The following is a 23,280-nucleotide window of genomic DNA, read 5'->3' as shown; positions in this document are numbered from 1 at the left end:
GCCGTAACGTTTTTTTATGGCTGATTAAAATGAACTATGGTTTTAACCAAAGGTCGAGTTTAGCTTGGTCTTTTACTTTAAGTTGTACTAAAAATGCTGGAGACGACTCAAGTTGCAGTTCTCTGCTCAATAGTTGGTCCTTTCTAAAATAATGAATTGTAGAGGTTGGCGTCACTACTGAGTTAATCACGAGTTGCAAATTTTTTGCCGTTAGCCTGATGTTATCAATAGCCAACAGTTCATCACCTACAGCGACCCCCGCTTTTTCTGCGGGTGAATTAGCGAATAGCTGCTTAACAACTAGGTTTCCTGATTTATCTGAGGTTACAGCGCCTAACCAATTTTGTACCTTGTGTTCTGTTATTGCATTGCCATGGGTTTGTGTAGTATCTGTTTGCGTAAATTTATTGACTTCAATACCTGCACGAAGGAATAAGGGAGCTAACTCAACTTTGGATTTTCCATACAACAATTCTGTTAACCAATCTTTATGTTGCTCACCTAAGAAAGTTAAAAATAGGTGTTCTAAATCATGTTGCGTTGTACCTATCCCATTTTTTCCAAACAACTGCCACGCTTCTAACATTAGCGTTCGTAATGACTGTTTACCTTGAGATTGCTGGATAAGCACAAGGTCAACTAAACAAGCGATAGCAGCGCCTTTTTGGTAATAGCTGACAATTTGATCCGGTGCCGTGTGATCCTGCTGGTAAAACTTTGTCCAAGTATGGTAACTGCTCTCTGTAACAGATTGACGCAATTGGCCAAGGCCTTTTTCAATACGGGTAAACGTTTTTGCCAATAAATCGAGATATTGTTGTTGCGGAATTGTTCCCGTTTGCACCAAACTTAAATCGTCAAAGTAACTTGTCATGCCTTCGTAAAACCAGAGTTGCTCAGTATAAACCTCTTGGTTTAATTTATATGGCGTAAACTCCTTAGGCTTTAATTTTTTCACATTCCAGGTGTGCAAATATTCATGGCTACAAAGGCTCAGAAAGGTTGTGTAATCTTCATTAATCGGTTGTTCTGCGTTTGGAATATCGAAACGACTGCAAACCAAAGCAGTTGAATTAAGATGCTCTAAACCGCCAAAACCAGTATCGGTGACCATAGTCATAAACAGATATTGATCCAAATCTTTTGGCAATCCGCCAAAGGTTTCTGCGTGGTATTCACAAAGTGGTTTTAAATCTTTAACAACACGGTTCAGTTCGCCAAAATGACGTCCTACGGTTACAAGATAATGAGGCACATTGTCTATGGCAAACTCTGCGATATCCAAGTCGCCATACATGATTGGATAGTCTGTTAATAGTAAGTAACTGTCGGCCGAAAAATCACCATAACTAAAAGGGGATTTATTAGATGTAGATGTCAAACCTGTTGCTGGTAACCAGTCTTTGCAAAGAGTTAATTCAATTGGTGGTGGCAATAATGTCACCAAACAAGGCTGGTCAGCCATTTGGTCAATTTGAAATAAAGAACTCGCTGGATTTATAAACCCAAATTCCTGATCTAAATAAGCTTTTCTCACACTTAAGTCAAAAGCATAGACATGATAGCTAATCGAAAAAGGCTGGTTGTTATGCTTAATAACATAACCGCTTTTCGAATCAGCTAAGTGCGTTAACTTACCATGCGCATCGGAGACGTCGAAATCAAGAATATGTTTTGCAAAGTCACGGATCATGTAGCTTCCCGGGATCCAATTCGGTAGTGAAATTTTTATATCATCAGAGTTCTGTGGTGTGATATCAATTTTAATGGCAAATAGATGTTGGTTCGGGTCTTCGATGGCGATGTGATAATGTACTGCGGTCATAAAATAACGTCCAAATTAGTTAACTAGGCGGGAAAAGAATGGCAGGTTTCCGCATCAGATCAGTTTATAATAAGATAATTATTGCAAACAAGTGAGTTATTTATGGAAGTATCAGAAAAAGTACAGGCAAGAATCAACTACGCCACAACCTTCACAACGAAAACGGTCTTTCCTGGTCGAACAAATCATCACAATACGCTATTTGGTGGTGAAGCATTGGCTTGGATGGATGAAGTTGCGTTTATTTGTGCCACACGTTTTTGCCGTAAACCTCTGGTAACTATTTCTTCGGATCGAGTTGATTTCAAAGAACCTATCCCAGCTGGGAGTATTGTTGAACTGGTTGCGAGTATCGCTAATATTGGTCGCACAAGTTTAGTTGTAGAAGTTAACGTACTAATTGAAAAAATGTATGAAGATGAAAAGCATCGTGCAATATCTGGTTCGTTTAAATTTGTCGCTTTAGATGATGACCGTAAACCGACTCCGGTGTTAGGTGGCGTAGAGTTGTAGTAGCGCTAATTGACTAAGTTGGAATTCCTTAGTTGAACTGGTCAGACGATCCAGATAAAGTGACTAAAAAATTTTAGGGTAGGGCAAACCATGAAGACAATTAGAGATTGGCTAAAAGAATACCGAGTTAGCCACCAGAATAAAACCAACAAGCTAATACATTACTTATGTGTGCCAGCAATCTTTTTGTCGGTAATTGGTATGTTATGGACGGTTCCTTTGCCGTTTGACACTGGTTCGGATTGGATCAACGTAGCAACATTAATTTCAGTTTTTGTGGCTGCATTCTATTTTAGATTGTCTATTTCTGTCGGCATTGGCATGAGTTTATTTATAATCTTTTGTTTTGCGTTTGTACGCTGGTGGACTCAAAGCTTTGAGATGGGGATACTTACGCTTTCCGTTGGCATATTTGTGATAGCTTGGATTTTACAGTTTGTTGGACACGAGATTGAAGGAAAGAAACCGTCGTTTTTCAAAGACCTTCAATTTTTGTTAATTGGACCAGCCTGGATTTTATGCCACATATTTAGAAAATTTCATATTAAATACTAACGATACATTTAAAACTGCGTTAAATGGCATATCTTACGAGTCGATTGGTGATGTGCCATTACATAATACATTTATAATGAAAGTAAGTAGTTTTAGTCGAACCTTTGTTCGAAGCGAGCCGTATTTTGAATTTTGATCGATTAGTAGAAGACAGACGCCAATTCTTTTGGGTGCTCCATATTGGTGGTTGGATTGGTTTTGCCTTAGTCCATTACATTGGCTCATTTATGAATGATATGCGTGATAGTTATGTCTTTATCATATTATCAAATGCCTATGTTGGAGCGATGTTAACTTTACCACTACGTTACCTTTACCAAAAAGTATGGGATATGCAACCGTGGAAGTTGATAATGACGATTATAGGAGCGTCTTATCTAGTTGGTACTGCATGGGGCGTTTTCCAAAACTTTTCATACTGGCAATTTTACAAATTTGGCTGGAAACCTGACGATTGGATTTACTATTTTACCAACACACTAGGCAGTTTCTATATCGTACTGTGCTGGAGTGGTTTGTATTTTGGTATTAAGTATTATCAAATGTTACAAAAAGAAAAACAAAAAGCTTTAAAAGCGGCAAACATGGCCAATGAAGCGCAGCTTAAAATGTTACGTTACCAGCTTAATCCACACTTTTTGTTCAATACATTAAACGCCATATCAACGCTCGTTTTGTGTGAAGAAAATAAAACAGCAAACGGCATGGTAACAAAACTAAGTGATTTTTTACGTTATTCTCTACACACAGATCCAATAAAGAAAGTTGAGCTTAAACAAGAGATTAAAGCGCTTTCCTTGTATTTGGAAATCGAACGGATCCGCTTTGAAGAACGGCTAGAAGTGGAATGGGTCATATCGGAAGAAGCTGAAAAAGCATTAGTGCCTAGCTTGTTATTGCAGCCATTAATTGAAAATGCCATAAAATATGCTATTGCTGCCAACACAAATGGCGGTAAAATCAAAATAGTTGCTAAGACGTTTGGCCACGATTTACTCCTTGAAGTTGGCGATGATGGACCAGGTTTAAACCCTGAACAGTCGGGATTAAGTTCAAAAGGTGTGGGCGTTGGATTGGCAAATACTAAAGAAAGACTTCAGACTTTATATGACGATTATTCATTTGCGATTTCTAATAATGAACCAAATGGACTAAAAGTTAATATAAGGCTACCGTTAGAATTTAATAGCGTGACAAAATAATCAATGGAAAATCTAATTAAAACAATCATTGTAGATGACGAGCCTTTGGCGAGAAAAGGGTTAGCAATTCGCTTAAAAGAATTTGAAGAAATTGAGCTTTTAGCGCAATGTTCCAATGGTGCGGAAGCGATTGATGTCATTGTTGAATTACAACCTAAATTGGTTTTTTTAGATATTCAGATGCCTGGTCTAACTGGTTTTGATGTTATCCATCAATTACAACAACGCAACATTGTAATGCCAATGATTGTGTTCGTTACCGCTTACGATCAATTTGCCCTCAAAGCATTTGAAGTCCACGCGATTGACTACTTGTTAAAGCCTGTGGACGATGCTCGACTTCTAGAATGTATCAATAAGATCCGATCGCAAATAGACAATGATATGTTCAGTCACCAGCAAAATAAATTAATTGATATGATGTCGCAACTTACTGGTACAGACACAGAAACAATTATTAAAAATTTGGCGGACGGTGAAGAGATTGAAGTTAAAGAATATAATAATTATATTTCGGTAAAAGATGTTGGTGAAACCACTCGGTTACCTGTCTCTGAAGTCATATGGGTAGATGCGGCAGGCGACTATATGTGCGTTCATTGTACTGATGGGGAAACACACATTCTCCGAAAAACAATGAAACAGCTGGAAGAAGAGCTTGACCCGAAATTATTTGTTCGTGTTCATCGTTCGGTACTCGTCAATAACACATCTGTGAAAAAAGTACTTACGTTGAGCAGTGGTGAATACGTAATCCAAATTTCGAATGGGCATGAAATTAGAGTAAGTCGAAGTTATCGAGAAAAAGTTAGAACCTTGTTCTTATAAAATAGTAGAATGCACCAAAGGTAATTAGACGATTAAGCTGTTATTTTAAAGTTAAAGAAATAGTGGCATTAAACTTGTTTAATTAGAATAACAAAGATATAAATTAAATCTGAATTTAATAATTACATGGCAGTTTATTTAAATCGAAATGAAAATTAGTTGTCGCTGTAATTTGAAAAACGTAATAATATCAATTGGGTATTATTTTCGTTGGGTTTAAATAATTAAACAAATTTTAAAATAGGTTACTGCTGTGTCTCTAGATAATCTTGATGAAGCGCGTTACGAAAACGGATCACCTCTGCAACTGTTAATTTTCTTGACAGTAAGTGCGACGACATTTTTATGTTTGTTCGTTGCTGATGCCCTTGAATGGCCCGCCATAACGAGTATTTTTATTGCTGCAAGTGTGTTTACTTCACTTCGAATAATGAAAAAATTACTGACAGTGTTTACCCAATACAACCGAGAAGAAATTAAATCCAGAATAAATCCGACTCGCTCAGTCAAATTATTTGGTAATTTTATCGAGGTTTACTTCACGATGTTTTTACTATCTCTATTTTGTTACGGTGTCGGCGTAGCACTACATATTATTTACCACTTAATATTCTAAATATGGATTACATATTGAGCAGTAAGCTTCCAATATGTAACCGTAATATATTGGAATATAAACATATTTTGCCCATAAACAGGCAAGTGTTTGCCACGTATTAATCAGGCCTATTCTGCAATTTTATAATTATTGCATTATCAATTAAATCACGTAAATTTAAATTCAGTTGGTCTGTAATCCCAATCTTCATCATCAATAACGTAATCATTGAGGATCTAAAGCTTTCCATACGATGCTTTGACCATCGTCTCTATTACGAGATTACAACTAGGTGATTCGCCTTTTAAACATTGGGTCATACAATAATGCGGCTAACTTTATTTAAACCAAACCAGATCAGACAAATTCTAGTTGTCACTCTTGTTCTTTTATTCACATCGGGTTGTCGTACAACAATCATTTATAACTATGCGGATTGGTTAATCGCTTGGAAGGTTGACGATTTTGTTGAGCTAACAGATCCCCAAGAAGAAAGCTTTAAAGCTGAATTAGCCAGCCTTTTTAAATGGCACCGAACTCAAGAATTACCTAAATATGTAGTGATACTAGACGATTTAACCATCGCTATTTCCGAAAATAACACCGACGATTTGTTGAGCCTTGTCGACAAAATAGTGGCCAGTGGTGAACGGATAAAAAGCGTAGCGGCCGAAAAAGTAGTAGTATTGCTGAACCAACTTTCAACTGATCAAAAACAGCAACTTTTAACTAATATTGAAGCGTATCAGCAAGAAACACATAGTGAACGTTTAGAAAACGCAAAGACATTAACCGAAAAGCTAAATGATAGTGATCGATTTGATGCAATCGAGGACATTTTAGGTAAATTAACACCCGCACAGAAACAACGACGTGATCAACTAACAAAAGAACTAAATGATACGTTGTTGATGAGAATCGAATCACAGAAACGCTGGTTGTCGTTATTCCGGTTGGGCGTTCAACCTCAAAACTTGACCGTAAGTGAAAGTCAACTAACCGTACTTTTTACCGAGCTATCGTCATATCGTTCAGAGGCTTTAATTATTGCTCAGGAGCATAATAAAAACTTATATCAAGATTGGTCTTTAGATTTGCTCGAAAGTATGACTAAAAGGCAAAAAGATACACTACTAGAAGTGATAGATGAATATCGGACTGATTTTATTAAATTGGCCAAAAATGACGACTAACGTGTTTTTTTCAAGCTTAGAACTGATTTGTACGTTACAACCGCGGTTTTTTTACTCAGTTGGCCTTTTAAAGCGACATTATTTTCAGCTTATTCTTTAAATTTTGCGCGTTTCAGAGTAACTTAGCGGGTTGAAACAGAGTAAGATAACGATAAAAATATAGGTGTGAATTGAACAAAGCGGAATTTTACAGCGAGTTAAATAGTCAAATCAAAGCCTTGTGTGACTCAGAGCCTAATTTAATTGCAAATTTAGCGAACATAAGTGCTGTACTATTTGAACGATTAGCTGATATCAATTGGGCAGGATTCTACGTTGTGGGCGATTCTGTAGACAAAAGTCGTCAAGAGTTGGTTTTAGGACCATTTCAAGGTCGTGCAGCGTGTGTAAGAATACCGTTTGGCCGTGGCGTTTGTGGAACGGCAGTTTCAACGCAACAGTCAATGTTGGTTGAAGATGTGCATGACTTTGACGGACATATCGCATGTGATGCAGCAAGCCGTTCAGAAGTTGTGGTGCCAATTGTTGTTAATGATGTAGTAGTTGCTGTTTTAGATATAGACAGTCCCATTGAGTCTCGGTTTGATAAAGATGATCAGGTTGGACTCGAATCATTAGTTACATTTATTGAAGAAATCTGGGCGTAAGCTAGATGAAAGAACTCATAGATGTTCGCGACTTTTTAATCGGTATTGAAATAGTCGGTGATTGGGATGGTGAAGAGGAAGAAGTTACTGAACGTATAAATTCCTTAATATTTCAGGCTTATAATCTTTTGCCTGAAGACATTAGCTTTGAAGCAGCGACTGAGCTGTTTGACGAATTATGGGCCGCAGTTGCAGGACAAGATTTTGTAATTGAAAACGAAATTGACGAACTAGAAAGTTGGTTAGCTGATTTTGTAGGCCAAACATTAGATGAAATAGAGTACGATTGATGCAATCTCAAGAAAAAACAGATTTAAATAAAGTTATCGAATTTTTGGCGAATAAATTTCCAAATAGTTTTAGTTTAAAAGGGGAAGCAAAACCTCTTAAAATTGGTATTTTTAGTGACATCGCTGAACGCTTAGAAGAAGCCGATCCTGTTTCTAAAACACAGATCAGACATGCCCTAAGACGTTACACAAATAGCTGGCGTTATCTAGAAGCGGTTGTTAAAGGTGGCCAACGTGTTGATGTTGACGGTGCGGACTTTGAAGCGTTGACTGAAGAACACGTTGAACACGCGAAAGCGCAACTAGCTGAAAGCAAAGCGAAATTCAAAGAAAAACGCAAGGCTGCGGCACCCAAAGACAAGAATACTTACAAAAAACCTGCAAAATCTGTTGGTAATCCTCCAAAAAGAAAACCAAAATCAAATCAAGCGACCTCGAAACCTAAGGCCGAAGCTAAACCATTGGTAGCAAACGATGATTTTAGTGATGGTAAAACCGTATTGGTCAAATTAGGGGCTTCACCACTTTCTGCGACAATTGTTGAAACATCTAAAGATGAAGTTTCGGTGCAATTGGCATCGGGAATTGTGATGAAAGTCAACAAGGAAAATATTTTCCAAGCATAGGAGTTTTTATGCATTTAGCCCAACGTCTATTTTCTATTTCTGTAGCGGCAACTTTAGTTGCCTCTTGTTTTACTTTTGCATCGTCTGACGTAACTAAGTTTGAAGCGCCAGACTTGCAGCAAGAGTCTCAGCACAAAAAATCTATACAACGAGTGGTAAACGGTTTTTCTCGTTACCACTATAAAAAGATTGAGCTAAATGATGAACTTTCTGCAAAAATGTGGGAAATGTTTGTTAAAACTGTCGATTACAACAAAAGTGTTTTTCTACAGTCAGATATAGATGCGTTTGCCTCTCATGTAACTAAGTTCGATGATGCAATGAAAATGGCAGATTTGTCATTTGCATTTGAATTTTATGAAGAGTCAATTCGTCGACGAATTAGTCGTTTAGAAAAAGCCATTAAATTACTCGATAATAAAATGGATTTTACATCTAAAGACGACTTTTACTATGACCGCGAAGATACGCCTTGGGCAAAAACAGAAGCAGAGCTTAACGAATTTTGGCGTCAGAAAGTAAAATATGATGCGTTAAATTTGAAGTTAGCGGGTAAAGACGAAAAGCAAATCAAAGAAACTTTGACAAAGCGTTACGTAAATACCATGCGTCGTTTTTCACAGACGCAAAATGAAGACGCATTTCAATTGATTATGAACTCATATGCTCGAAGCATTGAAGCTCATACTTCTTATTTATCACCTCGACGAGCAGATCGATTCCAAATGGAAATGAATCTTGAGTTAGAGGGAATAGGTGCCGTTCTAAAACCAGTTGATGAATTTACCGTAATTCTGAGTTTAGTCCCAGGAGGCCCGGCTGATAAAACCGAGCAACTGAAACCGGAAGACAAAATCGTAGGTGTCGCTCAAGGTGATGATGATTATGTTGATATTGTGGGTTGGCGACTAGATGAAGTTGTTGAACTTATCAAGGGTAAAAAGGGTACTGAGGTTAGACTTCAAATCGTTCGTGGCGAAAATACGGCCTCAAATAACAAAGAGGTTAAAATCATTCGCGATAAAGTGAGGTTGGAAGACCGAGCTGCTGATTCGAGTGTGTTTGAATCTCAAATTGGTGAACTAGACTCTAAAGTTGGCGTGATCACCATTCCAAGTTTTTATAACAACTTGTCAAATGACGTTAAAAACGAAATTAAAAAGCTCAAAGACCAAAATGTTGATGGCATCGTTGTTGACCTTCGCGGAAACGGTGGTGGGTCATTAACGGAAGCGTCATTGTTAACCGGCCTATTTATTGATAAAGGGCCTGTTGTTCAGATCCGTAATGGTGTTGGTAATGTAGATGTACGCGGTGATTATGATGGCATAACGTATTATGACGGTCCGCTTACGGTGTTAGTGGATAGATACAGTGCGTCAGCTTCTGAGATATTCTCTGCAGCTTTACAAGACTATGGACGAGCATTAGTTGTTGGTGAACAAACCTTTGGTAAAGGAACTGTTCAAGAACATCGCGGCTTGACACGCCGTTTTGATTTATTGGAGAAAAAATTAGGCTCTGTACAATTTACCGTCGCTAAGTTTTATCGTATAAATGGCGGCAGTACACAGCATAAAGGTGTTATTCCTGACATATTATTCCCATCAGCAGTTGAACCCGCGGAGTGGGGCGAGAGCCAAGCTGAAAATGCGTTGCCATGGGATAATATTCGTCCAGTGACGTATAAAACGTCTAGAGAAATAAGCAATCAAGTTAAAGTTCTATCGCAAAGACATTTAAATCGAATTGCTCATGAACCTGAGTTTGTCTACTTAGATAAAGATATTGCCGAATATCAAGAACTGAAAACTAAAAAATATGTGTCACTTAATGAAGCAGTTCGTTTAGCGGAAAAAGAAAAAGGTAAAACTAAAGATTTAGTTCGACTTAACGAACGACTAACTCGCTTAGGGTTCGATAAAGTTTTATCACTAGATGATGACACTCCAGAAAAATTAGATGAATTGGACCCGTTTTTAGAAGAAACCGCACGTATATTGGCGGATCTAATAGCGTCGGGCCAATTTGCTAAAGTAACAAAATAACTATAAAAGTTAAAAAGAAAGCAGCCTAGTGCTGCTTTTTATTTTAATAAAACAATAATAATAACATTACGTCTGTAAGGGGGATGCATGTCATCTGTACATGTTGATCACGGTCAATGGTCTAGCCGCTTGGCATTTATTTTAGCGGCAACTGGTTCTGCAGTAGGTTTAGGTAATATTTGGAAGTTTCCTTATATTATGGGCGAAAACGGGGGCGGGGCCTTTGTTCTCGTTTACTTGTTATGTATTTTGGGCATTGGTATTCCAGTCATGATGGCTGAGGTATTAATTGGTCGACGCGGGCGTCAGAGTCCAGGTAATTCAGTTAAAGCATTGGCAATTGAAGCCGGTGCAAATATTAATTGGAGTATTGTTGGCTGGCTTGGCGTTATTGCCGGTTTCCTTATTTTATCTTTCTATTCTGTCATTGCAGGATGGGCTGTCTCTTATATCTTTGAAGCTGGTTCTGGCGCGTTTGTTGACGCGTCTCCTGCGGAGATTGAGTCAATTTTCAATAACCTGTTACAGGATCCAATAAAGTTAATTATCTGGACGACGTTTGTTCTAGTGCTTACTGGCATTATTGTTGGTAAAGGCTTAAAAATGGGTCTTGAAAAGGCTGTTTCTATCGCGATGCCTGCAATGTTAGTGTTGTTGCTCATTATCGCCGGATATGCAGCATTTAATGGCGACTTTACTCGTACTATCGACTTTATGTTTACCCCTGATTTTTCAAAATTGACTTATTCTGGTGTTTTGATCGCATTAGGTCATGCATTCTTCACGTTAAGTTTAGCGTCTGGTGCAATGATGATTTATGGCGCATATCTTCCTCAAAAAACGTCGATCGCACAATCGGTAGTTGCTATCGCCATCGCAGATACACTTATTGCATTAATTGCCGGACTTGCGATATACCCAATAGTGTTTGGTAATGGGTTAGAAGCAAGCCAAGGTCCTGGCTTAGTATTTGTAAGTTTACCAATCGCCTTTGGTCAAATGTGGGGCGGTACTGTCTTTGGAACACTATTTTTCATTATGCTTGGGTTTGCCGCATTTACGTCGGCAATTGCGATGGTTGAATCTGCGGTCGCTTGGTTAGTTGAAAAAATGGAGTACTCCCGTGCTAAAGCTGCAGCTTTTGCTGTAATAACGCTATGGCTTTTCAGTATGTTAACGGTATTTTCGTTTACTGGCGCGGAGTGGGCAAAACTTGACTTTAATTTTGTTGGCAAACATGTCACTAACTATTTTGATCTAATTGATCATCTAACCGCAGACGTATTGCTACCTCTAGGTGGATTAGCCACCGCGATATTTGTGGCTTGGATAATGAAAAAAGAGGCGGTTTTTGAAGAAATGAACATGAGTGCCAAATTGTTTAGTGTTTGGTTTATTACGTTAAAATGGTTTACCCCAATTGCCGTGTTATTTGTATTTTTGAATTTAATCGGCATCGTCAAAATTGGCCAATAGTAGGTATTAAGAAATGAGTCATAATCATAAACAAGCAAGTTTATTAGATGCAATGATACCGCTTACCTTGTTGGTATTGATGCTGGCGTCAGCGGTGGTTTTATTTGGTGGTGATAGCTCTTATGGTCCGAATCAAATTGTCCTAATTATCGCTACATTTGTCGCTGGGCTAGTAGGGTTGAAAAATGGCTATAGCTGGAAAGAAATAGAAAAAGCCATGATTAATGGTATTTCATTATCTATGGGCGCTATTTTTATCTTATTGGCTGTTGGGTCTTTAATTGGTACTTGGTTGGCAGCCGGCACGGTGCCAACTTTAATTTATTTTGGATTACAAGTATTAAGCCCTGATTGGTTCTATGCAGCCGCCTGTTTAGTCAGTGCCATTGTGGCGATGAGTATTGGTAGTTCGTGGACGACAGCGGCGACCGTTGGTGTAGCACTAATGGGAATTGCGACTGGGATTGGCATGTCTCCAGCCATTGCAGCTGGTGCCGTTGTTTCTGGCGCTTACTTTGGCGATAAAATTAGCCCATTGTCTGAAACAACCAATTTAGCCCCTGCGGTTGCAGGGAGTGAATTATTTGAACATATCAGACATATGTTATGGACAACAGTGCCTGCATTTGTTGTGACCATGATCATTTTTACCATAATTGGTTTTACGTCAGTAGTTGATGCTGAAAATATTGCAATTGATGAAGTTCAAAACACGATTTTGTCCATCTATGACATTTCTATTATTCATTTATTGCCACTTGTTGTTCTAATTGCGATGGCGGCGAAAAAAGTTCCAGCGTTCCCTGCAATATTTATCGGAGCGTTAATTGGCGCTTTATGGGCGATGGTTTTCCAAGCTGATTTGTTAACCGACTTGTCTGGCGGTGAAGGTTTCATCGCCAAATTTTCAGTCGTTTGGGTCGCTATGTATGATGGTTTTAGCATTAAAACTGGCAGTGATTCGATGGACAGCTTGCTAAGTGGGGGCGGCATGTCGTCCATGTTAAATACCACTTGGCTAATTATGACAGCCCTAATGTTTGGTGCTGTTATGGAAAAACTTGGTCTATTAGCGGTGTTCGTAAAAGGCATTTTAAAAACAGCTAAAACGAGCGGTTCATTAATCACATCAACTATCTTTACTGCTTTTGGCGTAAATTTAGTAACTGCAGATCAATATATGTCGATAGTGATGCCAGGACGAATGTATCGTGAAGAATATGAACGACGAGGTTTAGCAAACGTAAATCTGTCTCGTGCTTTAGAAGATGGTGGCACTATAACCAGCCCACTTATCCCTTGGAATACTTGTGGCGCCTACATGGCGGGGGTTTTATTGATTAGCCCACTAGAGTATTGGTACTTCGCGTTTTTCAATTTATTAAACCCTATTTTTGCAATAGCATTTGCATTGTTAGGCATAAAAGTATTGAAGGCAAAAGTAGCACCACAATAATTAAAAGAGTCACATTGGATTAGGTTTAATGCAATGTGACTCTTTCAACATAGAGCATCGCGCCAATGACTGAATTAAACTCATCGAAACCGCAAGCAAAATACTTATCAGATTATAAAACTTCCGACTTTCTCATCCCAACAGTAAACTTATCGTTTAACTTAGACGATAATGCGACATTAGTTAAAGCGACTTATCAGATGACTCGCCAAAACAGGATGGCGACGCAATTAGTGTTAGATAGCCAAGTTAAAGACGTTATTGAGATATCGATAGACGACGAAGTGTTAGAGCAAGAACATTGGACTATTGAACACCACAAACTGATCATAGACGTCGATAAAGACAAATTCGAACTCACTATCGTATCTATGGCGGATCCGGCTAATAATAAAGCGTTAGAAGGCTTGTATAAGTCATCAGGGGTTTATTGTACGCAGTGTGAAGCTGAGGGGTTCCGTAAAATATCACCGTTCTTAGACCGTCCTGATGTGTTGTCTGTCTACACTGTGACAATTTTTGCGGACAAAAAATCTTATCCTTTCTTATTGTCGAATGGCAATAACATAGCAAGTGGCGAACTTGAAGAAGACGGAGAATTGGTTCACTGGATCACCTGGCACGACCCACATCCAAAGCCGTGTTATTTATTTGCGCTTGTTGCCGGTGACTTTGATTTACTGACCGACCAATTTAAGACCCGCTCGGGCAAAAATGTAAAATTAGAAATTTTTGTTGATAAAGGCAATTTAGACCAAGCTGGTCATGCTATGGCGTCCTTAAAAAAGTCGATGGCTTGGGACGAAACAACCTATGGTCTAGAGTATGATCTAGATACCTATATGATTGTTGCAGTTGACTTTTTTAATATGGGAGCGATGGAAAACAAAGGACTCAATATATTTAATAGTAAGTATGTTTTGGCGAATCAGTTAACAGCATCCGACACAGACTACCACGGTGTTGAAGCGGTCATTGCACATGAGTATTTCCATAACTGGACCGGGAACCGTGTTACTTGTCGCGACTGGTTTCAACTCAGCCTTAAAGAAGGTTTGACTGTTTTTCGTGATCAACAATTCAGTGCTGATATGGGCAGTGAAGTGTTAGAACGAATTAAACATGCAAGTATTATGAGAACCCATCAATTTGCCGAAGATGCAGGCCCAATGGCGCATTCGATTCGACCAAATAAAGTTATTGAAATGAATAATTTTTATACGGTTACTGTGTATGACAAAGGGGCAGAAGTTATTCGTATGTTACATAGTTTGTTGACTGCGAGCGGTTTCCGTAAAGGGATGGATTTATATTTTAAACGCCATGATGGCCAAGCCGTTACCTGTGACGATTTTATCGCGGCAATGGCCGATGCTAATAATACCGATCTCACTTTGTTTAAGAATTGGTACAGCCAAGCAGGCACACCTAAAGTTAAAATCGACACCGCGATGGAAGGCTCTAGTTTACAAATTCGTATTTCTCAATCTATTCCAAGTCGACCTACAACTGAAACAACGTTACCGTTAATGATCCCAATTCAGTATGAATTGTTAAGTAAACGTACCGGTGCGTCACTTAAACGTGGTACATGGACACTGACTCAAACCCAGAATGACTTTAACGAATTAGTGAACGAGCCGGTTGAGTTAGTATTGTTTGAGAACTTTTCAGCGCCAGTTGCTATTGATTATCTTCAAACAAATGAGCAACTCTTATTTATCGCAAAACACGCAGCTGATCCATTTTGTCGATGGGATGCGATTCAACGGGTTTGGGCAAATGAAGTGCAATCAGGCCGAAGTAGTTCAGATGCACTAAACAGCTTTGCAGTCACTGTTATTCAAGATGAGACACTAGATACTGCTATCAAAGCTGAGTTATTAAATATTCCTAATTTTGATAGTATTTCGCAGCATTATGACGTCATCGATGTAGAACAAATCGTTGCTGGTTTAGAAAATATCTCAATGTCGATAGCGCAGTTTATCGAAACAGACTTGTTTACAAATTTAGGTTCATTGCAAAATATTGCAACAGAATATGAACCTTCAAATGTAGCGCAACGTAGGTTGAAACAAATATTATTAGGCTATCTTGCTCGTTTAAAAACCGCTAAAGCGGTGGAATTTATCGAACAAGCGTTTGAATCAGCACAAAATATGACTGAAAAGATGAATGCGTTAGAGGCTGCTCGAGTTTCTGATATAGCGTTATTGCAACGGTTATTGGCTAAAATGGATGATACATACCAAGGTAATACCTTAGTTTTGGACAAAATGTTGTCATTAATTGGTCGTGTTGATTCTGAACAGGTATTTGAATTGATGGCACAATGGTCTCAACATCCTGGTTTTGATGAAAAAAATCCAAATAGAATTCGTGCTTTATATGGCGCGTTTATTATGGGTAATCAAAAACATTATCATGATGTGTCCGGTAGTGGTTATCAGTTCCTCGTTGATTTACTGCTAAAAATCGACCAATTTAATCCTCAAGTTGCCTCAAGAATGATTGTTCCATTAATGAGTTTTGCTCGTTATGACACAAAACGTAGTGAATTAATGACGAAAAGTTTGCAAAAACTGTCGGATAATTCTATTTCTGCAGATTTATTTGAAAAGGTTACAGCCGCACTTTCTTAGATATGAATAAAATACATCGATTCCGAATAGAACTCTCTGCGCGCGAGTGCAGAGAGTTCTACCAAGGATTGTTTACTACAATCCAAGTTCGAACTGAAGGCGGCCTCAGCCTTAGACTTTCAGCTCAACATGTACGCCATTTTATGACGGTAGGTGGCGTTTCTGGTATTTTTGAATTGCAAATAGATGAGAATAATAAGTTTATTTCTTTGCACAAAATCTCAAATTAACTAGCATTATTTCATCTATGTAATTTAAATATTTCAACTATAGCGTTTATTTATGACATTTTGCCCTTGCGCAGGGTTTGAAATGGTGTAATGATTGATGACACTTCTGCTCATCCGATGAGCTGAAATACCTCAAAAATAATTACAAATATAATCCTTAGAGGGCAGGGGAGAAAAATATGAATAATGGGGAACACAAGTCCAAGCTTAAACCAGTAGTAGCTGGTGTAGCCGTAGCATTACTTGCAATGCAAAGTGCTAGTCTACACGCTGCTAAGTATGAGTTAGGCGACTTCGATATATCCTTCGACTCTACATTTTCTGCCGGTACATCGTACCGTATAGAAGACCGTAATATGGAAAGCTTGGTCGGTAAATCAAATAACCAAACCTTTGATTGGAGTGGTTATGTTGGCTATCAACCAAAATATGTAAATACAGATGTATGGGACTCTTTTGGTTCATACAGCACCAATGGTGACTTAGGCAACCTTAATTACGATCCAGGCGAAGCGTTTTCACAAGTTATTAAAGGCTTTCATGAGCTAAGAGTAAATGCGGATACGTACGGTGCCGTGGTAAGCTTTATGTATTATAAAGACTTTGCCGCTGAAGGGATTGGCTATAAAGATCCTGTCACCGGAGAAGTATTTGATCCATGTAAAGACGATAAAGCAAAAGAATTAGTATGTCAGGACTTTAGGTTTTTAGACGCTTACGTTTATGCTGACTTTGATTTTAACGATGGACTAAATCCACTTTCAATTAAAATTGGTGAACAAGTTTTATCTTGGGGTGAAAGTACAGTAATACCGCATGGTATCAATGTAACACCTGTGGATATCGCTCGTTTAAAAGCGCCAGGTTCTGATTTAAAAGAAGCATTCATTCCAGTGGGTATGGTTTGGGCCAATTTAGGCATTACTGAAAACGTATCGTTAGAAGCGTTTTATCAATATGAGTGGCAACAAACATATTTACCTGTACCTGGGTCTTATTTTTCGACAAATGACTTTGTCGGAAATGGCGGTCAATACAATGGTATTCAACTTAACTTTGCATCAAATCCAGATATGAACAGTGCCGGCGTAATGGCTGGTGTTAATGAAATTGGTAAGTTGTTAGCAACAGGTCAAATAGATGCGGAAACTGCTGCTGGGATGTATATTTCTGGTTATGCCAGTAAATACGCTATTCGAGCGAGTGACCAAGACATCAAAGCTAAAGATGAAGGTCAGTTTGGTTTGAAACTAGGTTGGTTTTCTGAAGACTTAAACTACACAGATTTTGGTTTTTATTACATCAATTATCATAGCCGCAGACCTTTAATATCGGGTAAATCATCAGACTTCTCCGCCGGTGCGGTTGGTCAGGATCTTGGTATTATTGCTTCAGCACAAGGTGCTGGCGGTTTAACAACGACACAATTTAATAATTTAAATGCATTTACCAAAGGTGTAATTGAATTCCCAGAAGACATTAAACTTTATGGTTTCAGTTTTAATACAACAATTGGTGCAACGGCCGTCTCGGGAGAAATTTCATACCGTCAGGACGAACCAATCCAAATTGATGATACCGAATTGTTATTTGCAGCTATGCCTGAGCAACTTGCTAACGCTGGATTGCGTCCAGAGATAACAGGGATCTCTCAATTAGGCGATTATGATGTTGCGGGTTGTAACGTACCGTTAGGTGGCGTCCAGCTTGGTGAAACAGCGTCAGGTTATTGTTTAGTTGATACAATTCAAGCGCAAATGACAGCAGTTCATATGTTCGGTCCTATGTTAGGCTTTAACAATGTTGCCTTAGTTGGTGAAATTGGTCATATCACAATTAAAGATATGCCTTCTCCTGACGAAATGCGTTTTAATGCCCCAGGTACTCCTCGCAGCGGTTCTTCAACAGTTGCCGGTGGTTTATTGCAAGCAGTACAAGATGGCGCAGATCTTACTCAAAATTTCCCAACAGATACGGCTTGGGGTTACCGAGCTATTTTAGTTGGTGAAATTAATGGTGTGTTTGGCTCATTTAATGTCAAACCTAAATTAGTATATTCACATGACGTTGATGGGATAACACCAGATCCACTGTTTTTATTCCACGAAGATAAAAAATCGGTTGGCCTAACGGTTGACGTAATTTATCAAAGTTCATTGTCATTTGGTTTTGGTTATAATTCGTTCTTTGGTGGTGTAGGTAATATCAACCAAATGTCTGACCGAGACTATGTGTCATTTAACGTTAAATATTCGCTGTAAGGGATAAAATAAAATGAATAAAATCACTTTATTAACGTCTGCTATTACACTGTCTTTGGTGTCAGTAGCGGCGTCTGCCAAAGTTTCTAGCTCTGATGTAGCGAAACTAACAAATGAACTCACTCCAATGGGAGCGGTTCGTGGACCAAATGCAGACGGTTCAATCCCAGGTTGGGCGGGTGGTATTACAACACCTCCTCCTGGATACGAAGTTGGTATGCATCATATTGACCCATTCGCTGACGACAAGGTTTTATACACAGTCACAAATGCCAACAAAGCTCAATACGCAGACTTCTTAACGCCGGGTATTTCTAAGATGTTAGAAACTTACCCTGATACTTATAAATTAGAAGTTTATCAAACGCGTCGTAGCTCGTCTTACCCACAGTACGTATATGACGCGACGTTGAAAAATGCTGCTAATGCTGAACTTGTTGAAGGTGGCAATGGTATTAAAGGTGCAGCAATCGGTGTTCCTTTCCCAATACCAAAAAATGGTTTAGAAGCCATTTGGAATCATATTTTACGTTTCCGTGGCACGAGTGCGACTCGATTTGGTGGCCAAGCGGCCCCAACAGCTTCAGGTGATTTCACGTATATTGGTTTTGATGAAGCAATATTACTTGATTATTCATCTCCAGATGCAACACCAGAGTCATTAGAAGAAAGTAATATTTTGTTCAAATTCAAACAAAAAATTACTGAACCTGCACGTTTAGCAGGATCTAAATTACTAGTACATGAAACAATGGACCAAATCAAAAAGCCACGTCAAGCTTGGCTTTGGGATAATGCTCGTAAACGTTTGAGTCGCGCACCAAATGTTGCATATGATGCACCTGGTTCAGCGTCAGATGGCCTTCGTACTACCGATGATTTCGATATGTATAATGGCGCACCTGACCGTTACAACTGGGAACTAAAAGGTAAAAAAGAACTTTTAATTCCATATAACAGCTATAAGCTTCATAGTGATAAATTGCAATATGAAGACATTATCAAGCCTGGTCATATTGCAACGGATATTGTTCGTTGGGAAAAACACCGTGTTTGGGTTGTCGAAGCGACACTAAAAGATGGTATTAGCCACGTCTATAAAAAACGTACGTTTTATATCGATGAAGATAGCTGGCAAATACACATTGCGGACTTGTATGACAACCGTGATGAGCTATACCGTGTCGCGGTTGCCTATGGTTTAAACTATTACGAAGTTCCTACTCATTGGAGCACGTTAGATGTCTATTACGACTTAAACTCTCGTCGTTATATTGCAATTGGTTTAGACAACCAAGAGACAATGTATAACTTCCAGAAAGAAATGAGTTCTAGAGACTTCTCAACATCCTCAATGAAACGTAACCGATAGTTACCCAAAAAAACGGTTGGATTCTCCAACCGTTTTTATTTCTGCCTATACTTAAGTAATTAACATAATTAGAACGCCATGAAAAATTCCCTATTAGTACCACTTTTTTTACTCCAGTGTTGCCTATTGAGCGCTTCATCATTTGCAGCAGCGTCAACAATTAGCAATGAAATTAACGATGCAATTCCCGCTTTTAAAAGCAAATTGAGTGCTAAAAGTTTATTAACTGACATCGAATTGGTCGGCGATACCATGTTTGCCGTCGGCGAACGTGGTCATATCATATATTCATCAGACGGTGATACTTGGTTACAGGCGGATGTGCCTGTTAATGTATTGTTAACTGCAATTAAATTTGTCGATAGTCAAGTCGGTTTTGCTATTGGTCATGATCAAACTTTATTAAAAACCGAAAATGGCGGCAAAGCATGGCAAATAGTCAACTATCAGCCTAGTTCAGACAAGCCATTTTTAAATTTGGACATTCAAGGACAAAACATTGTTATTGTTGGTGCATATGGCCTTTTTTGGAGTTCAAATGACGGTGGGAAAACCTGGGATAGCACTTATAAAGAAGCGCTATTACTGGAAGAAGATCGTCAATATTTACAAGAAATAAAAGAATTCGAACCAGAAGCTTACGAAACTGAAAAACAATTTTTATTACCTCACTTTAACGGTGTTACGTTAGCGCAGCATGGTTGGTATTTAAGTGGTGAAGGTGGGTTCGCTGCCGTCAGTTACAATCAAGGAAAAAACTGGGAACGACTTGAAACAGAGTATTATGGCTCGTATTTTTCAGTTCAGGAGTTAGCAAAATCAAATATAATATTAGCTGGATTACGAGGTAACGTTTTTTCGTTAAATATCGAGACCGGTGATTTTGACAATATTGATACACCTGTGTCTGCAACCATAAACAGTTTGCTGATTAAGGACGAAACAATTTACATGTTCGCAAACTCTGGAAATCTATTTATTTATAAAAACGGCGTAGTTACTCATAAAGCGTTTGCAGATGGCAAGGCGATTTTATCTGGCACTCAATGGCGCGATACATTGGTCATGGCGACCGAAGCAGGCATAAAGTCTATTTCAATTAACAAATTACCTAAGCAGTAGGGGATAATTGATGTTAATCAAAACACTAGAGAAATTTTTATTTAAACGACGTAGCTTAGTCGTCATTTTGTTTTCAATTGTTACATTAGTTTTAGGTTATCAAGCAACTAAAATTCAGCTAGACGCATCTTTCACTAAAAATATTCCGCTAAATCATGAATATATGAAAACGTATATGAAACATAGTGCCGATTTTGGTGGCGCAAATGGCATATATATTTCGGTTTGTGACCGTGACGGTAATATTTTCAATAAAGAATTTTTGAACGCCCTTAAAGGTGTTCACGACCAACTCTTTTTTATTCCTGGCATAAATCGTACGTTAGTTAAGTCATTGTATTCACCGTCTACGCGATATATTGAAGTCGTTGAAGATGGTTTTTCTGGCGGTCCAGTTATCCCTGCAGACTTTAAAGCAAATGCTGCGGACTTAGCTGTTGTAAAAGAAAACATAGAAAAAGCAGGGATCGTGGGACGTGTTGTTTCTGATGATTACAGCTGTGCTATGGTTTCAAGTCAGTTATTAGAAATAAACCCAGAGACAGGTAAAAAGCTCGATAGTATAGAAATGGCTGAAAGCTTGGAACGTGAGATCCGTGGCAAGTTTGAAACTGACAAAGTTAGTGTCCATATAATCGGTTTTGCCAAGATGATTGGTGATGTCGCAAACGGTGCAAAAGACGTTGTCATGTTTTTTGGTATCGCCATTGCAATCACGGCAATAATGGTTTGGATCTTTATTCGCTCTATACAGCTAACTATTTTACCGATTTTGTGTTCCTTTATGGCCGTTGTTTGGCAACTCGGCATGTTAAATACACTTGGATTTGGTCTTGACCCAATGTCTATTTTAGTGCCATTTTTGGTGTTTGCAATTGGTGTCAGCCATGGTGTTCAAATGATTAACTCCATCGGAAAACGAGTTCACGAGGGAAATACGGCATATCAAGCATGTTGTACAAGCTTCTGTAAATTACTCATTCCAGGTGGTATCGCATTGCTGTCCGATACTGTCGGCTTCTTAACGTTATTAACCATTGATATCGGTATTATTCGAGAGTTAGCAATAACGGCGAGTTTAGGTGTAGCAGTTATCATCTTTACTAACTTATTTTTATTGCCAGTCTTATCGTCGTTTATCGATTTTGATAAGCAGTTTAAGGCCCAGCCAGAAGGGACGCACGATAACTTGTGGCGTGCGCTAGCTAAGTTTACCGAACCTAAAAATGCGGCAATTATTCTCGTGATAACGGCAGGTTTATTTGCGTTTGGTTATTTTAAAAGTTTAGAAATGAAAATTGGCGATATGCAGGCTGGCGCGCCAGCGTTGCATAGTGAAAGCCGTTATAACCAAGACACAATGTTAATAACTGACCGCTATGCTATTTCGACGGATGTATTAAAAGTAATCGTAGAAACCCGTGACAGTGGTTGTACTTATCATGATGTGATGGAACGTGTTGACCGTTTCCAATGGCGTTTAGCCAACGTCGATGGCGTACAATCTGCCATTAGTCTTTCTACCGTTGCAAAGATAGTTAGTACAGGTGTAAACGAAGGTAATTTGAAATGGCGTTCTTTGCCAAGAAATCCTCAGTCATTAGCGCAGTCAAGTGCAAGAATAGAAACGAGTTCGGGCTTATTAAATCGCAACTGCAGTATTATGCCTATAATTCTGTTTTTGGAAGATCATAAAGCGGAAACAATTGAAGGTTTAGTTAAGGCCGTTAAAGAAGCTAAGTTAGAACTAGAAACAGACGATATCAAATTCCAATTGGCATCCGGGTCAGCAGGTGTAATGGCGGCGACAAATGAAGCGGTAGCAGCAGCCCAAACACCAATGATGTGGTATGTATACGGCGCTGTAATCATTTTATGTCTAATCAGCTTTAGGTCGGTTAAAGCAACTATTTCTGTGGTCTTACCGTTATTTGTCGTGTCAACTTTAGCACAGGCATTGATGACCTATTTGCAAATAGGGCTAACAGTATCGACCATGCCGGTTATTGCGCTAGGGGTTGGTATTGGCGTTGACTATGGGATATACATTTTATCGACTATGGTTGAGTCATTACGTGCGGGGCGGAATTTAACAGAATCTTACTTCTTAGCGTTAAAAGAACGTGGAAGCGCTGTTTTGTTTACTGGTTTGACGCTTGCTATTGGTGTGAGTACCTGGGCATTCTCGGCGTTAAAATTCCAAGTAGATATGGGGATTTTGCTAACCTTTATGTTCTTGGTGAACATGCTAGGTGCGATAATCATACTTCCTGCGCTTGCATCTCTGCTTTGGCGCAAAAAAAATCAAAAATAATTTAGCACCTAAATGTGAATAATTAGTTATAAAAGCGGCGTAAAGCCGCTTTTTTATTTAAAGCCTCTGCATATCTTTC

At 38.7% G+C, this 23,280-nt stretch carries 19 protein-coding genes; 18 read left to right on the top strand and 1 reads right to left on the bottom strand.

The window, feature by feature from the left end; all coding sequences use genetic code 11:
• Positions 1 to 34 precede the first annotated feature (34 nt).
• Positions 35 to 1,825: a M61 family metallopeptidase gene (locus Q4575_RS12015; RefSeq protein ID WP_303523072.1), complete on the bottom strand. Its 1,791-nt coding sequence runs from the start codon at positions 1,823 to 1,825 to the stop codon at positions 35 to 37.
• 102 nt (positions 1,826 to 1,927) lie between these two features.
• On the opposite strand from Q4575_RS12015, the gene Q4575_RS12010 reads away from it, so the two are divergent.
• The 18 genes from Q4575_RS12010 to Q4575_RS11925 all read left to right on the top strand — a co-directional run bounded on the left by Q4575_RS12010 (position 1,928) and on the right by Q4575_RS11925 (position 23,201).
• Complete coding sequence (locus Q4575_RS12010) at positions 1,928 to 2,338, top strand: acyl-CoA thioesterase (RefSeq protein ID WP_215962335.1); 411 nt, start codon at positions 1,928 to 1,930, stop codon at positions 2,336 to 2,338.
• Positions 2,339 to 2,428: 90 nt separating this feature from the next.
• Positions 2,429 to 2,893, top strand: a complete 465-nt coding sequence (locus Q4575_RS12005) for a DUF962 domain-containing protein (RefSeq protein ID WP_215962336.1) — start codon at positions 2,429 to 2,431, stop codon at positions 2,891 to 2,893.
• Positions 2,894 to 3,018: 125 nt separating this feature from the next.
• Positions 3,019 to 4,095, top strand: coding sequence for a sensor histidine kinase (locus Q4575_RS12000; protein ID WP_215962337.1), 1,077 nt, complete (start codon positions 3,019 to 3,021; stop codon positions 4,093 to 4,095).
• 3 nt (positions 4,096 to 4,098) lie between these two features.
• Positions 4,099 to 4,923, top strand: coding sequence for a LytTR family DNA-binding domain-containing protein (locus Q4575_RS11995; protein ID WP_303523071.1), 825 nt, complete (start codon positions 4,099 to 4,101; stop codon positions 4,921 to 4,923).
• A gap of 253 nt (positions 4,924 to 5,176) precedes the next feature.
• Entirely contained in the window at positions 5,177 to 5,539 is a 363-nt protein-coding gene (locus tag Q4575_RS11990; protein ID WP_215962339.1) for a hypothetical protein, read from the top strand.
• A 308-nt stretch (positions 5,540 to 5,847) separates the two neighbouring features.
• Positions 5,848 to 6,714: a DUF6279 family lipoprotein gene (locus Q4575_RS11985; RefSeq protein ID WP_303523070.1), complete on the top strand. Its 867-nt coding sequence runs from the start codon at positions 5,848 to 5,850 to the stop codon at positions 6,712 to 6,714.
• 170 nt (positions 6,715 to 6,884) lie between these two features.
• Positions 6,885 to 7,361 (top strand): GAF domain-containing protein, encoded by a 477-nt coding sequence (locus Q4575_RS11980; protein WP_303523069.1) that lies wholly within the window; start codon positions 6,885 to 6,887, stop codon positions 7,359 to 7,361.
• A 5-nt stretch (positions 7,362 to 7,366) separates the two neighbouring features.
• A complete protein-coding gene (locus tag Q4575_RS11975; protein ID WP_215962342.1) occupies positions 7,367 to 7,651 on the top strand; it encodes a hypothetical protein in 285 nt (94 codons plus the stop codon).
• On the top strand, positions 7,651 to 8,277 hold the full coding sequence (gene proQ / locus Q4575_RS11970; protein WP_215962343.1) for an RNA chaperone ProQ: 627 nt from the start codon (positions 7,651 to 7,653) through the stop codon (positions 8,275 to 8,277). Before Q4575_RS11975 ends, proQ begins: the two co-directional genes overlap by 1 nt.
• Before the next feature lie 8 nt (positions 8,278 to 8,285).
• Positions 8,286 to 10,325, top strand: coding sequence for a carboxy terminal-processing peptidase (gene prc / locus Q4575_RS11965; protein ID WP_303523068.1), 2,040 nt, complete (start codon positions 8,286 to 8,288; stop codon positions 10,323 to 10,325).
• Between the two features lie 87 nt (positions 10,326 to 10,412).
• The gene (locus Q4575_RS11960) at positions 10,413 to 11,801 is read left to right on the top strand and encodes a sodium-dependent transporter (RefSeq protein WP_303523067.1); all 1,389 of its coding nucleotides are present in this window, start codon (positions 10,413 to 10,415) and stop codon (positions 11,799 to 11,801) included.
• Positions 11,802 to 11,814: 13 nt separating this feature from the next.
• On the top strand, positions 11,815 to 13,257 hold the full coding sequence (gene nhaC, locus Q4575_RS11955; RefSeq protein WP_303523066.1) for a Na+/H+ antiporter NhaC: 1,443 nt from the start codon (positions 11,815 to 11,817) through the stop codon (positions 13,255 to 13,257).
• 65 nt (positions 13,258 to 13,322) lie between these two features.
• The gene (gene pepN, locus Q4575_RS11950) at positions 13,323 to 15,902 is read left to right on the top strand and encodes an aminopeptidase N (protein WP_303523065.1); all 2,580 of its coding nucleotides are present in this window, start codon (positions 13,323 to 13,325) and stop codon (positions 15,900 to 15,902) included.
• 2 nt (positions 15,903 to 15,904) lie between these two features.
• Positions 15,905 to 16,132 carry a DUF2835 family protein gene (locus Q4575_RS11945; RefSeq protein WP_215962348.1) on the top strand — a complete coding sequence of 76 codons (228 nt, stop codon included), beginning with the start codon at positions 15,905 to 15,907 and terminating at the stop codon, positions 16,130 to 16,132.
• 179 nt (positions 16,133 to 16,311) lie between these two features.
• Positions 16,312 to 18,393, top strand: coding sequence for a DUF1302 domain-containing protein (locus tag Q4575_RS11940; protein WP_215962349.1), 2,082 nt, complete (start codon positions 16,312 to 16,314; stop codon positions 18,391 to 18,393).
• Between the two features lie 13 nt (positions 18,394 to 18,406).
• Positions 18,407 to 19,765 (top strand): DUF1329 domain-containing protein, encoded by a 1,359-nt coding sequence (locus Q4575_RS11935; RefSeq protein ID WP_215962350.1) that lies wholly within the window; start codon positions 18,407 to 18,409, stop codon positions 19,763 to 19,765.
• Positions 19,766 to 19,891: 126 nt separating this feature from the next.
• Positions 19,892 to 20,887 (top strand): YCF48-related protein, encoded by a 996-nt coding sequence (locus Q4575_RS11930; RefSeq protein ID WP_303523064.1) that lies wholly within the window; start codon positions 19,892 to 19,894, stop codon positions 20,885 to 20,887.
• Positions 20,888 to 20,897: 10 nt separating this feature from the next.
• On the top strand, positions 20,898 to 23,201 hold the full coding sequence (locus Q4575_RS11925) for an RND family transporter (RefSeq protein ID WP_215962352.1): 2,304 nt from the start codon (positions 20,898 to 20,900) through the stop codon (positions 23,199 to 23,201).
• The last annotated feature ends 79 nt before the right edge of the window (positions 23,202 to 23,280 follow it).

Origin of the sequence: Psychrosphaera sp. 1_MG-2023 (assembly GCF_030548245.1) — a bacterium.
Classification (GTDB): domain Bacteria; phylum Pseudomonadota; class Gammaproteobacteria; order Enterobacterales; family Alteromonadaceae; genus Psychrosphaera; species Psychrosphaera algicola.
This window is presented reverse-complemented; position numbering and strand designations above follow the sequence as displayed.